The organism is Simiduia aestuariiviva (assembly GCF_014192475.1).
Taxonomy (GTDB): Bacteria; Pseudomonadota; Gammaproteobacteria; order Pseudomonadales; family Cellvibrionaceae; genus Simiduia; species Simiduia aestuariiviva.
This window is the reverse complement of sequence record NZ_JACHXZ010000003.1, coordinates 676,378-689,132: the sequence shown is the minus strand read 5'-3', so window position 1 is coordinate 689,132 and position 12,755 is coordinate 676,378. Positions and strand designations below refer to the sequence as shown.

The following is a 12,755-nucleotide window of genomic DNA, read 5'->3' as shown; positions in this document are numbered from 1 at the left end:
TTTAATACTATGAATAATCGCGATCTCCTAACTTTTTCCTGTAAGGCAGCGGCCCCGTGACGGCCCAGCTGACCGCAAATTTGCGCCTATCACTCCCCGATGGGGCCTTGATAGACACCGTCTTGCCCCAGATTCCGCTGCGCTTGTGGCTACTGGACGCAGCAATGCTGGCCGACCGCCCGCTGGCGCCCGAAACGGCGGCCAAGGTGATGGCGGAGCCGGCCTATTGGGCCTTCTGCTGGGCCAGCGGTCAGGCACTGGCGGCGCGGATTTTGGCCGAGCCAGCGTTGGTGTGCGGACGGCGCGTACTGGATTTTGGTGCCGGCAGTGGTGTGGTGGCCATAGCGGCGGCCTTGGCCGGTGCCGCCGAGGTGTGGGCCTGCGACACGGATGCTCATGCGCGCGACGCCATTCGCGCTAACGCGGCATTAAATGGAGTGACCGTGCGGATTCTGGATGATTTGGCTGGGGCGCCGGTGGTGGATCTGCTGCTGGCCGCCGATGTGCTCTACGACGCCGATAATTATCCACTGGTCGAAAGCTTCGCGCATCGGGCTGATGCCGTGCTATTGGCGGATTCCAGAGTGCGCAGTTTGCCGGTATCGGGCTATCAGCCGCTCGGTGAGGCCCAGTCGTGTACCTGGCCAGACTTGGGTGAGCCCGCTCAATTTAACGGCGTGAATTTTTACGCCAGAGGATTATTTGGGGCGTTGCCCGATCACTGATAGCGCCGCTACGCGGTAGGCCTCGGCCAAGGTGGGAAAGTTAAAAATACTCTCCACAAAAATATCGGCATCGGCGTCGTTGAGCAGCGCCATTTGTCCGATATGGATAAGCTCCGTGGCACCTTCCCCCACAATCATCACGCCGAGCAGTTTGTGGCCGCTGGGATCGCAGATAAGTTTTAGCATGCCGTCTTGAATGCCCGAAATTTGCCCGCGGGCGATTTCTTCAAAATTGGCTCTGCCTACGATTGCGCTACCGTGCTTTTCGATGGCTTGTTGTTCCGTCAAGCCCACGGCGGACAGTTCGGGAATGGCATAGATACCCGATGGAATGGTGCTGGCAATACGCCCTAGTGTCATGCCCAATGCGTTGCAGCTGGCGCGCCGCCCTTGCTCCATGGAGGCCGATGCGAGGCTCGGCGGGCCGATGACATCGCCTGCGGCGTAGATGTTAGGACTGCTCGTGCGCAAATTGCCATCCACGGAAATTAAGCCGCGCTCGTTGAGTGCGAGTCCCGCATTTTCAATGTGCAAGTCTTTGACATTGGCGATGCGCCCCGCGGCACACAATAATTTTTCGCTGTGCACGCTTACGCCGTTATCACACTCGGTAATGACTCCCGCCAAGCCATCAAAGCGTGCGCTGGTGACGTTGTGTTCGCCGAGCCAAGTGCCGCCCATCTCGGTAAAGGCGTGGACAAATTTATCCGTTAAATCTTGATCCAAGAATCCGAGCGGGCGCGGGTACTTGTCGACCATCGTGACCTTGACGCCGAGCGCCTGAAAGATCGAGGCGTATTCGCTGGCGATGACGCCGCCGCCGAGCACGGTGAGGCTCTTCGGCAAATACAGCATGGACAATATTGAATCGCTGTCGAACAGATATTCGTGGTCCACGGGGATATTGTCAGGGGTGCGTGGAAACGAGCCGGTGGCAATGATGATGTTGTCTGCGCTGATGGTTTGTGATTCACCGCGGACTTTGGCAATTTGCAGCTGGTGTTGATCTAAAAATTTTGCGCGCCCATGAATAGTGTCGATGTGATTGCGCTCAATTTGGCGGCGCATGTATTCATCGTGTGCCGCCAACACTTGATCGAGTCGATCGATAAGCGTGGCCATTTCGGTATCTTCTGCCAGCACAAAATTAGAGAGGCTGGCATTGGCCCGCATATTTTTAACGCGCAGCGCATTTTCACGCAGTGTTTTGGAGGGGATAGTGCCGCGGTGCACACAGGCGCCGCCGAGCACGCGGTCGCGCTCAATGAGCGCCACTTTTTTTCCGGCCTTGGCCCCTTGAACGGCGGCTTTCTGGCCTGCGGGGCCGCTGCCGATGACAATCAAATCATAATCGTAAGTCATCGCCCTAGCATGGCCTCCATGGTGCTCTTAACGTCCGCTTTTTTATCGAGCAAACCGGCGATATCGTCGTCGTATAAATTGAGGTCTGCCAGCACGGGCAGTGCCGTGAGTTCGGCTATGGATAGGGCGTCGGGCGTTAATAGGTGCGTGGCAAATGCCGCGGCGCCATTGACCATGGTGGTTTGCTCGCGCGCTTGGGTCGCCTGGTCGTAGCAATGAAAAAATCCAATGGAGTCACACACAATTTGCGGCATGTCCCAGCGCTGTGCTACGGCCACACCAATGGGGGTGTGCAGCGCCGCTTCGAGTGCCAATACGTCTGCTTCAGTAAGCGCTGTGTCCGATTTCTTCGCGCAATCGAGCGCGGCTTGTATGACCACCGGCCGACCAATGGAGTGTAGAAGGCCGCACAAAAATGTGGCTTCGACATTGCGTCGGCATTGGCGGGCAATTTCTTTGCCCCACAGTGCCGTCGCCAGCGCGTGGCGCCAAATTGCTTGAATGTGGTTTTCAAAGCCGGGTGCCTTGAACATCTTGGCCGAGATTGAGGCTGCCAAGGCGATGTCGGAAATTAAATTCATGCCTAGACGCGTGATGGCTTGTTGCAGCGAAACCAGCGATGCGTTGGGCGAATAGGCCGCCGAATTTGCGATGTGCATGACGTGGCCCGCTAATGCCTGATCACTTTGTATTAGCTTAGCCAACTGGGCGGCATCAGACTCGGGATCCTGTGACAGGGTGACAACTTTACTCGCCACCTCTGGCAGCAGCGGCACGTCGAGTTCTTGATTGGCCATCTTGGACTGCAATATGTCGGCAACGGCCTGTGCGGCGGGCGAGTCGAGCGTGAAATCGGTCATGGTGTGTCTCGGCAGCTAACGGCGTAGTGAAGCGATCACACCAAGTGTAGATCAACTTGAGCAACTTACCGGCAGATGCTTCTGGTCGTCGGGCGGCGCCGCCGCGAGGGCCTCGAGCTGGCTGTGTTCGTCGTAGGGTGCCGATAGCACGGTAAATAAATTGCGCACGCCACTTAGGTCGCCCGCTTGGGCCTGCTCAATGGCCCGTTGGGCCAGGTAGTTGCGAAGCACATATTTTGGATTGCGAGCGCGCATGTGCTGTTGTCGCTCGCCATTAGGTTCTTGTGCGCAGCACGCCTCATAGGTGGCTAACCAGGTGTCAGCGGCGGCGCGATCGACGATTAAATCCCGTGCGGCTTGTTTGCTGTGACTCAGGCTGCGAAAAAATTGGTGGTAGTCAGTGCGCTCACTGGCCAGCAATGCGAGCAAATTATTTAGCAGGGTTTGCTTGGCGTCGGTTAGGTTATCGTCGAGCCCCAGCTTGCCCATCATCAATTGAAAATAGGTTTGGCTTAACGTGGGCTGGTAGCGTGCCAGCGCGGCTTTTATGGCGTCGATGTCGATTAAAGTGGAAAGGCTGTGGGCTAGCGCATTTAAATTCCACAGTCCGATACTGGCCTGACGATCGAATGCATAGCGGCCTTGGTCGTCTGAGTGATTGCAGATAAAGCCGGGCTCAAAGTCGTCGAGGAAACCGTAGGGACCAAAATCAAAGGTTTCGCCGATGAGTGACATGTTATCGGTATTCATTACGCCGTGGGCAAAGCCCGCGGCCTGCCATTGGGCGATCAATTGGGCGGTGCGCTCGGTGGTAAACCTAAGCAAATTCAGCGCATTGTCGGCGGTGTTACTTTGCACCGCCAAATACCGTTGCGCACAGTAGTCCACCAGTTGCGCCAAAGGTTGGTGCAGACCTTGGTAGAAAAAATATTCGAAGTGGCCAAAGCGAATGTGGCACTGGGTTGTGCGCAGCAGGGTTGCGCCTGTCTCTGGCGTTTCGCGCAGGACCGTCTCGTCGCTGCCGGCCAGCGCTAGGGCTTGGGTTGTAGGAATACCCAAGCCGTGCATCGCGCAGGAGCCCAGATATTCTCGAATGCTGGAGCGCAAAACCGCGCGTCCGTCGCCAAAGCGCGAGTAGGGGGTGCGCCCGGCCCCCTTGAGGTGCAGATCCCAGTGATTGTTATCGACCTGCCACTCCCCCAATAATAGGCCGCGCCCGTCGCCCAGTTGCGGGCTGAAACCGCCGAATTGGTGGCCGGCATAGACCATGGCCATAGGGGCGCAACCCTCGGGCAGTTCTCGCCCCAACACCATGGATTCCACCATGGTTGCTGGCAGTGCTAGGGCGTCGGCCAGAGGTGCGTTCAGGTGCAGCAGGCGGGCTTCGGCCAAGGGCTGTGGCTGCATGCGCGTGCCAAAGTCGGGGCCGAGCGCGGCAAAGGAGTTGTCGAACTTGGCGCACATTGACTTATACTCAGTTGAAGCGTGTTTTGCATGATGCCACAGCTGGGGACTCAGCGGCGGTGTTTAGCTAAGCCAAACTGCACAGATTTCGCCACAGAGGGTCTCCACTGCATGGAGCAAAACAAAGATTTAGTCTGGGATTTGGATACGTTTTCAGAGCGTTCGCAGGCCCATGAATTTGTCGTCGGTTTTGAAAATAAGCTTTGTGTTTTTTCGCAATCAGTCAATCAGCTCTATACCAATTACAACATTTTCGTTCCGCGCGAGGAAAATCGAAAGTTGGTGATATTGCCCAACCCTTACGCGCACTTTGACACCTTTAACAATATTGACCCCGAGGCACTCATTGCCACGGGGTTGCATATCGTGCCGGGTAAAGGGCCGGCACTATTGCTGAGCATTCCGTTTAAAAGTGGCAAGGCCAAGCACCGCCTGGTGCCGTTGAAGATCGGCATTGGCTTGGTCAATCAAAATCGTCCTCCGGAGCGCCCGTTTTTGCCGGTATTAATGAAAGGCGATTTGCGGGAAATGAATGCCACGACGCCCTGCTTGCATTTGCACGCGCTGCGGTTGGACAAGTTGTCGGATATGTCAGCGCTGGATCGCGCGGCGATCGCGCGGGTGATCACGGAGCGCTTGTCGGCATTGGCCGAAGGACCATAAAAAAACGGCCCTAGGGCCGTTTTTTGTTGTCTAGCCTACAGTCCTAGGCTCACCCCTTGGGAATGCTAAAGGTAATTGGCAGGGTAAACTCAAAGCGCTCGCCTTGCAGGTCCTGCGGCATTGGCGGGAAGGGGTCAGAGCGCTCTACCGCTTTCACCGCCTCAGAGTTCAGCAAACTGTGGCGCGATTCCTCTAGCGGCTGCATGTCCAGCACTTTACCGTTGCGATCAATAATAATTGCAATGCGCACGGAGCCCTCTTGGCCGCGCTGGAGCGCGCGCTTGGGGTAGCGAATGTTTTTGTAGGTCCAGCGCAGCAGCTTGGAGTGATACAGCTGACGACTAACCAGCGAAGCTGCCGTCAAGAGGGGCTCTTCCTCTTCATCGAGCTCTTCATCATCCAAAAACGCATTGTTGACGGGCTTTGCGGCGGCCACTTGTGTGGGCGTGGGTTTAGGTGTGGGCTTTGCTACTGCAGGTTGCGTCACCTTGGGTTGCTCTACCACGGGTTTTTGCGCCGCAGTGCCTGAGGGCGATGCAACATCGGGCTTGCTGGCAGCAGCTAAAACCGGCGCCGTCACAGCGGGTGCTGAAACAGTTGGTGCGGAAACAGTCGGTGCAGAAACCGGTGCTGGCTTGCTGGCCGCCACTTGCGCGGGTGCAGGCTTGGGTGCCTTCCACGCTTCGACGGCGGCAATGCGCTCTTCGCTGGGCGAGGTGGCACGGTAACGGCCCAATAGGTTGGCGTCGATGTCGCCGCCCGCCATGACGGCATCGCGGAATTCGGATGACAGTGGCACTGAGCCAACCCACGTCGACAACAGCATGTTAAAGAGGTTGGGGGCACGGCGAATTTTGCCCATGTCCACGCCATTGACCGACACGCTGATGCCCTCACCGGGCAGGTCGTCAATCACCAAGGTGTCGCCAGTGCGGAGACGGCCTTTGGTTAGCTTGGTGAATTCCACCATCCCTTCGGCGTTGGCCTGCAATTGGTCGCCGGCAATGTTGATGGCGATACCTTCAATCCACATGCGGCTTAAACTGCGCGCCGACACACTGGATGCTGTAATGCGGAGCTCCAAGCGGCGCTCACCGCCGACATTGAGGGCGGTGCCCACGTCGGTAGTGGTACTGGGTAGGTAGAGCCCAGCTAGAAATTGTTCTTGACCCAGTTTGGTGTAGGAGGATATCCCGTTTAGCAGGGGTTCTGCCTGCAAGGTCATGGCTGTGAAACTAGCGCAAAGCGCAAAAAGCCAGCGGTGTAAGCGAGTAGTCATGGCGGAAAGTCACTCTTTTTGTCAGCTGAATCGCATATAGCGTAACGTTATGTGGCCTAGGTATTTTTTATAATCATGCCAATGCCTTACTCTACAGCGTTTAGTTTTTACTTCAATAGGCATTTTGAGGCGAATCGAGGGGGCATAAATCGCCCGCAGACGCCCAAAATGGGCGCCTGTGGCTATTTGCGGTGGGTGTGTTTAAAGGTGGGCTGGGTGTAGCGGGTTATTCCATGTAGTTCCGCGCCCTGCCAGTTGGGCTTGGGGCTGGTGCTGCATAAAACGCTCTATGGCGCTGCTGCTTTCGGCATCGGCGTCGATCATCACCAGTACATGTCCCTGCTGAATGGCCTCGTCAAATTGCTCGAGTTTATAGTGTCGCCGCGTAATGCCCACAAAGCCGCCAAGCCAAGTGCCGAATCCAGTGCAAAATATGAATAGACCCACATAGGCGAGTGAACTGGAGACCCAGCCAGTGAGGTACAGGGTGACGCAGGCGATTAGCCCCAAACTCGCACCTACCAGCAGGCCCCCTTCTCCGGCGGGCAACAGGTCCGTGGTGTCGAGCGGTGTGGCAGTGGGCATGTGATGGCGCTCAAGCTCCGCGTCGTTGGCCGCCACTAAATGAACATGATCACGGGTGACTCCATGATTTTGAAGGTCTTCTGTGAGGTGTTCGGCGGCTTGAATGCTATCTGCTAGGTAATATAGGCGTTGCATGGGAATCCTCCCGCAAACTCAAATGATGGGGTGTGAGGGCATGGCCAAGCTCGGTCAGTTAAAGCCCTTCAACCTTGTAATTGTAGTAGTGCTGAGGAACATAAAGGCTCCCACGTAAGACCGACTGGCACTATGCTTACGTCCAGTACTTATATCTTTCTATCTAACGAAACGGGCATTGCATGGAGATTAAATCTCTCGATCGGATTCCAAGGGCGGCACTTGAGTCGTTGCTGGCGCCCATTCCCTTTTATAAGGCGGTTAAGCAGGATGATCCCTACCAGTTTGAGGTGCTGTTGCGGCATTCGCGCTTAGTGGAATTTAAGCCCGGCGAGGTGGTGTTGCGGCGCGGTGAGCGAGATCCTTGGTTGTATTTTTTGTTGAAGGGTCAGTTGGCGGTATTTGCCAGCGACGCGCAAGGTCAGCAGGTTGTTAATTACATCACCCCCGGGGAAGTCTTTGGCGATATTGCTGCCCTAGTGCAACAGGAGCGCTCAGCCACGGTGGTGGCCGACCACAACTGCAAACAGGTGGTGGTGTTTGGCACTGATTTTAAGGCCTTTGGCGAGCTGGAAAATTTCGGGGTGATTAATTTGGCCACAAAGTTGGCCTATTTTCGCAATTGTGTTCACAGTCTGCGCTGGAAACTGGAGGTGTATCGCATGCGCTATCCAGACAGTCCTCTGGCGTCCAAACATCGCGCCATAAAACTTTACATAGGCCCCAAGGGCGGGCGTGAAGAATTGCGGGCAATCTATGCACAGGCACAATCTCTGGCGCGTCTGCTACTGGACTGGAATCAAGAGTTTGGCAGTTTGTCCCTTGGAACTGAGGGTCACAGTGCGCCCAATCCTGCCCTGGTTGAAAAAATGACGCAGTAGGGCAGGGTTTGGGTTATACCAGCAAGTGTTGTTTCAAGTGGTCGCGCTGGGTTTGTGTGAGACCCGACACCGCATCTAGCTCGTCCATTGAGGCGTAGGGACGGGCGTCGATGACGCGTTGCGCACAGGCGGCGCCCACGCCCGGAATTTTCAGCAAACCGTTTTTCGATATGCTGTTGATTGATTCTCGACCGGCAACCGGGCTGGTGGGCGTTGACGGATGGTCGCTGGACCGAAGGCTGGCGATTTGTTGGCGCAAGTCGGCTAAATCATCGCGTTGCGCGGTCAACAAAAATTGCAATCGGGTCAGTAGAAACGCAATGAGCGCCAACAGCAGTGTGATGAGAAACGTCATTGTTCAGTCCTCTGTGTCGCAGTCGTGAGGGAAGTCTAGTCGCCATTGCTCGAAGCCGCCGTCCAAGCTATACACTTCCGTAAAGCCTTGCTCCGACAAATAGTGGGCTGCCGACTGGCTGCTGTTGCCGTGATAACAGCAGACGATCAGCGGGTTGCCTTTGTCCGCAGATTCAATGTAGGCCGCTAAATTGTCGTTATTCAACGCATGGGCGCCCCGAATGTGCCCAGCGGTAAAGCTCTGTGGGTCGCGTATATCCACGACATTGGCCTTGGCTTGCTGGCGAATTTGCGCCGCCTGCTGCGGGGAGATGCGTTCAAAACCAGCCATAAAATTCATTCCGAGCCTAAATTGGTCCTTTAGTATAAAAGTGTTACGGCACCGAAAACACCTTTGCAGAATCGACTGAACTGGGTCTGTGACCGGTCAATGCTCTAGCGCCTTGGGTGGCCAGTGAGCAAAACCATTGCCAACCAGCTAGAATGAGGCCAACGACGCACAGAAATTAGACACTCCATGAAGTTTGAAGAATTTAAATTGCCCTTCGGATACCCGCTTGCCATTGAGGGCAGCAGTGCCGGTGGTGAACCGTTCAAATACGCCAGCAAGCTAGTTGGGTGTTGGCCCGGTGAGGTTGTGATCATTTCGCTGCCGCGGGCAGCCAGCGCGTCGCAACTGCGGTCTGGGCAAAAACTGTTAATTAAAATCATGGCGGGTAACGGGGTCATGGCCTTTGCCAGTGTGGTGGAACAAATCCTGCCCCAACCGCGGCCATTAATCTATTTGCGTTATCCGACCAAGTTGAGTTTTAAAGAGGTGCGCGGTGCCACCCGGGTTGAAAGTCGCACACCGATCACTGTCCATGCCACCCAAGGTATTGCTACTGAATCGGCTAACGGTTTTATCTCTGATATCAGTTTGTCGGGCGCGCGCATTGAATTGAGCCAATCTGTGGGCGAAGTGGGCACACCCGTGACCATCAATGGTGATGTCGCCATTGCCAAGCTCACCGGTCAATTGGAACTGCCCGCAGTTATTCGTTCGCGCATCGAGCGCAGCACGCGTGAAGAGGAGGCCGAGTATCCAGCGATTTACGGTATTGAATTCGCGGACATGAGTGATGAACAGCGCCTGTTGTTGTACGCCTATGTCTTTTCTTTGTTGGCCAAGTAGTGGGCTTACCGTGAAGGCTGTTTGGCAGGTAATGTTATTGTTCTGTACTGCTGTCGCGCTCAGTATTAACAGCGTGGCGCAAGAAGATGATTCAAATACTGTGGTAGAACAATCGCCTCCACCTGAAGATGTCCCCCTTAACCTCGACCGTTTGTGGCTACCCACTTCATACACTAAGTATTGGGCAAACCTTCGGCAGATCGCCGAGTTGGCGCTCGCCAGCGAGCGGTGTATTGAAGTCGTGCGCGGTGAACTTGCGCGCGCAGAAAGTGCAGAGGATGCACCGGTATTTGCCATTGTTTGCCGTGACGCAGCGCGCAAAACCTATGTGAATAAATTTGATGGTTTGTCGATCGATAGTTTCGATCAGGCGGTAGTGCGCGACCTGGTTGTAATTGATTACGCAGGTGAAGAGGTTGCCGTTGTCGATGTGACGCCCGCACTTTACGAAAAGTGCGTAAGCAAATGGCATTCGCAACTGGAATTGATGCGCGGGTTAACGTGGCTAGATGATCTGGACAGCGTTGAGCCGGTGATGATGACCGAAAGAGATTCTGGCGAAATACTCTATCGTTTTGCACGCAAATTTAACGCGCAAAATGTGGCCGGCGTGACGCTGCGCTACGTGGCTATATGCGAAGGCACATCATTAAGCGATGTGGAGACGCACATCGACATTCGTCCACCTAGCTAGTGTCAAAGCGTGTCGCAATTGGTCAATCAATGACGCCTTTAGTACGCAGTGCGGCCACTGCTTCACTCGATAAGCCCAATTGTTCGCGCAGTACCTGATCCGTGTCTGCCCCTAAGCTGGGCGGTGCCACGGATTGCTGTAATTCACTGCGCCCGTAATGAATGGGGTTGCCCGCCAGCTCGACCGTGCCCGCTTGGGGATGCGCCACCTGAATGCGCATATTGCGCGCGAGCAATTGCGGATCGTTAAAAACTTGCTCAATATTGTTGATGGGCCCGCAGGGGACTTGTTTTGCTTCGAGTTCAGCCAGCCAGTGTTCACTGGTGTGTTGTTTGAGTAAATCGGCGACGGTGGCGCACACCTGTTCGCGGTTGGCAACGCGCGCGGGATTGGTTGAAAACTTGGGGTCGTCCGCCAGGTTTGGCACCTGCGCGACGGCGCAAAATTTTCGAAATTGTAGATCGTTACCGATGGCCAGAATAATGTAGCCGTCGGCAGTGGCGAAAGCCTGATAGGGCACGATGTTTGGATGGGCGTTGCCCATGCGCGTAGGGGTGATCCCGCCCACTAAATAGTTGGTGGCTTGGTTCGCCAATACCGCCGCCTGCACGTCGAATAATGCCAAATCAATGTACTGACCTTGACCCGAGCGAACCCGTTCAAGCAGTGCGCCTTGAATCGCGATGGTGGCGTAAAGGCCGGTAAAAATATCTGTGACAGCAACGCCCACTTTTTGTGGGCCGGCACCGGCTTGGCCATCGCGTTCACCGGTAATACTCATAAGGCCGCCCATGCCTTGAATCATAAAATCGTAACCAGCGCGATCGCGGTAGGGACCGGTTTGGCCAAATCCGGTGATCGAGCAATACACCAATCTTGGATTGATGGCCGCTAAGGCCGGGTAATCTAAGCCATACTTTTTGAGCCCGCCGACCTTGTAGTTTTCAATGACCACATCCACATCTTTTGCCAGATCTTGCAACAATGATTGGCCTTCGGGCTTGGTGATATCAACGGTAATCGACTGTTTGCCACGGTTTGCTGCCAAATAGTAAGCGGCCTCTTGCGTGTCGTTTCCGTGCTCATCTTTTAAATAGGGTGGCCCCCACTGTCGGGTGTCATCGCCGGCGCCAGGGCGTTCCACTTTAATAACCTGTGCGCCTAAATCGGCAAGCAGTTGGCCCGCCCAAGGCCCGGCCAAAATGCGCGACAAGTCGAGCACGCGAATGCCAGCGAGTGGAGTGTTCATTGCGCAGCCACCTCTTTACCTATATGCGTGTGTACGTGATCAAAGGAATCAGCGGGGCCGACAGAGCGACGGCCCCGAAATGGGCTTAGTAGAACGCTTGCATGCCCGTTTGAGCGCGACCTAAGATCAACGCGTGTACGTCTTGAGTGCCTTCGTAGGTATTGACTACCTCGAGGTTCATCATGTGGCGCATAACGGAGTATTCATCTGAAATCCCGTTGCCGCCGTGCATGTCGCGTGCTTCGCGCGCGATTTCTAAGGCCTTAACGCAGGAATTGCGCTTGAGCAGTGAAATCAATTCGGGTGCCAGCTGGCCGGCATCTTTTAATTGCGTGGCGCGCAGACAGCCCTGCAGCGCCAAGCTGATATCGGTTTGCATGATGGCCAACTTTTTCTGAATCAGTTGGTTGGCGGCCAGCGGGCGATTGAACTGCTTGCGCTCCATGGTGTATTCGCGCGCCGAGTGCCAGCAGGCTTCTGCGGCCCCCAGTGCGCCCCAAGAAATACCGAGACGCGCACTGTTCAAGCAACCAAAGGGACCTTTTAAGCCCGTGACGTTGGGCAGCATGTTTTCTTCGGGTACGAAGACTTCGTCCATGACGATTTCGCCGGTGATGGATGCACGCAAGGCCAGCTTGCCTTCAATTTTTGGTGCGCTCAGGCCCTTCATGCCCTTGTCCAAAATGAAACCGCGAATCACGCCTTCATCATCTTTGGCCCAGACTATAAATACGTCGGCAATGGGCGAGTTGGTGATCCACATCTTGGCGCCGCTCAACTTGTAACCGCCATCGGTTTTGCGCGCGCGAGTGACCATGCCGCCTGGATCTGAACCGTGGTCGGGTTCAGTTAGGCCAAAACAACCAATCCACTCACCCGTTGCCAGTTTGGGTAGGTACTTTTCCTTTTGTGCTTCAGAACCGTAGGCATAGATGGGGTACATCACCAGGCTCGATTGCACGCTCATCATGGAGCGAAAACCTGAGTCAACGCGTTCAACTTCACGGGCGATGAGGCCGTAGCTTACGTAGCTCACACCGGGGCAACCGTAGCCCTCTAGGGGTGAGCCCAATAGGCCCAGTTCACCCATTTCGCGGAAAATAGCGGGGTCTGTGTACTCGTTGCGGTAGGCATCGCGGACCCGTGGCTGCAGCTTATCCTGGGCATACTGGCGGGCTGTGTCGCGCACCATACGCTCTTCTTCAGTCAGCTGTTGGTCCATCATAAAGGGGTCTGCCCAATCAAAATGCTTGGACCAATGTTGTTGTGCGCTCATGGGGTGCCTCTCAAGTTCGAATGGGGTCTACGGAATGGGGCCAGTATAGCAACG

The 12,755-nt window shown here is 55.4% G+C and carries 14 protein-coding genes; 5 read left to right on the top strand and 9 right to left on the bottom strand.

Going from position 1 to position 12,755, the window contains the following annotated elements:
• Nucleotides 1-56 precede the first annotated feature (56 nt).
• Entirely contained in the window at nt 57-725 is a 669-nt protein-coding gene (locus FHS30_RS12925; RefSeq protein ID WP_343049125.1) for a class I SAM-dependent methyltransferase, read from the top strand.
• On the opposite strand, the gene sthA is transcribed toward FHS30_RS12925, so the two are convergent.
• From sthA to FHS30_RS12910, 3 genes are read right to left on the bottom strand one after another with little or no spacing between them, the layout of a single operon-like run.
• Nucleotides 699-2,087 (bottom strand): Si-specific NAD(P)(+) transhydrogenase, encoded by a 1,389-nt coding sequence (gene sthA, locus FHS30_RS12920; RefSeq protein ID WP_183910890.1) that lies wholly within the window; start codon nt 2,085-2,087, stop codon nt 699-701. The genes FHS30_RS12925 and sthA overlap by 27 nt on opposite strands.
• Nucleotides 2,084-2,947: an HDOD domain-containing protein gene (locus tag FHS30_RS12915; RefSeq protein WP_183910889.1), complete on the bottom strand. Its 864-nt coding sequence runs from the start codon at nt 2,945-2,947 to the stop codon at nt 2,084-2,086. Before FHS30_RS12915 ends, sthA begins: the two co-directional genes overlap by 4 nt.
• A 51-nt stretch (nt 2,948-2,998) precedes the next feature.
• On the bottom strand, nt 2,999-4,411 hold the full coding sequence (locus FHS30_RS12910) for a protein adenylyltransferase SelO (RefSeq protein ID WP_183910888.1): 1,413 nt from the start codon (nt 4,409-4,411) through the stop codon (nt 2,999-3,001).
• Between the two features lie 111 nt (nt 4,412-4,522).
• Here FHS30_RS12910 and FHS30_RS12905 point away from each other — a divergent pair, with 111 nt between their 5' ends.
• Nucleotides 4,523-5,074: a hypothetical protein gene (locus FHS30_RS12905; RefSeq protein WP_183910887.1), complete on the top strand. Its 552-nt coding sequence runs from the start codon at nt 4,523-4,525 to the stop codon at nt 5,072-5,074.
• A gap of 49 nt (nt 5,075-5,123) precedes the next feature.
• On the opposite strand, the gene FHS30_RS12900 is transcribed toward FHS30_RS12905, so the two are convergent.
• Together FHS30_RS12900 and FHS30_RS12895 are read right to left on the bottom strand one after the other, a co-directional pair.
• Nucleotides 5,124-6,353 (bottom strand): TonB family protein, encoded by a 1,230-nt coding sequence (locus tag FHS30_RS12900; protein WP_183910886.1) that lies wholly within the window; start codon nt 6,351-6,353, stop codon nt 5,124-5,126.
• Nucleotides 6,354-6,554: 201 nt separating this feature from the next.
• The gene (locus FHS30_RS12895) at nt 6,555-7,073 is read right to left on the bottom strand and encodes a hypothetical protein (protein WP_183910885.1); all 519 of its coding nucleotides are present in this window, start codon (nt 7,071-7,073) and stop codon (nt 6,555-6,557) included.
• A gap of 182 nt (nt 7,074-7,255) precedes the next feature.
• Here FHS30_RS12895 and FHS30_RS12890 point away from each other — a divergent pair, with 182 nt between their 5' ends.
• Nucleotides 7,256-7,954, top strand: coding sequence for a cyclic nucleotide-binding domain-containing protein (locus tag FHS30_RS12890; RefSeq protein ID WP_183910884.1), 699 nt, complete (start codon nt 7,256-7,258; stop codon nt 7,952-7,954).
• A 13-nt stretch (nt 7,955-7,967) separates the two neighbouring features.
• On the opposite strand, the gene FHS30_RS12885 is transcribed toward FHS30_RS12890, so the two are convergent.
• Together FHS30_RS12885 and glpE are read right to left on the bottom strand one after the other, a co-directional pair.
• Nucleotides 7,968-8,309: a ComEA family DNA-binding protein gene (locus tag FHS30_RS12885; protein WP_183910883.1), complete on the bottom strand. Its 342-nt coding sequence runs from the start codon at nt 8,307-8,309 to the stop codon at nt 7,968-7,970.
• 3 nt (nt 8,310-8,312) lie between these two features.
• Nucleotides 8,313-8,639, bottom strand: coding sequence for a thiosulfate sulfurtransferase GlpE (glpE, locus tag FHS30_RS12880; RefSeq protein WP_183910882.1), 327 nt, complete (start codon nt 8,637-8,639; stop codon nt 8,313-8,315).
• A gap of 186 nt (nt 8,640-8,825) precedes the next feature.
• Here glpE and FHS30_RS12875 point away from each other — a divergent pair, with 186 nt between their 5' ends.
• A complete protein-coding gene (locus FHS30_RS12875) occupies nt 8,826-9,482 on the top strand; it encodes a flagellar brake protein (RefSeq protein ID WP_183910881.1) in 657 nt (218 codons plus the stop codon).
• Between the two features lie 10 nt (nt 9,483-9,492).
• A complete protein-coding gene (locus tag FHS30_RS12870; protein WP_183910880.1) occupies nt 9,493-10,176 on the top strand; it encodes a hypothetical protein in 684 nt (227 codons plus the stop codon).
• 22 nt (nt 10,177-10,198) lie between these two features.
• Here FHS30_RS12870 and FHS30_RS12865 read toward each other — a convergent pair whose 3' ends face one another.
• Nucleotides 10,199-11,425, bottom strand: a complete 1,227-nt coding sequence (locus tag FHS30_RS12865) for a CaiB/BaiF CoA transferase family protein (protein WP_183910879.1) — start codon at nt 11,423-11,425, stop codon at nt 10,199-10,201.
• An 85-nt stretch (nt 11,426-11,510) separates the two neighbouring features.
• Nucleotides 11,511-12,701, bottom strand: coding sequence for an acyl-CoA dehydrogenase (locus tag FHS30_RS12860; RefSeq protein ID WP_183910878.1), 1,191 nt, complete (start codon nt 12,699-12,701; stop codon nt 11,511-11,513).
• Between the last annotated feature and the right edge of the window lie 54 nt (nt 12,702-12,755).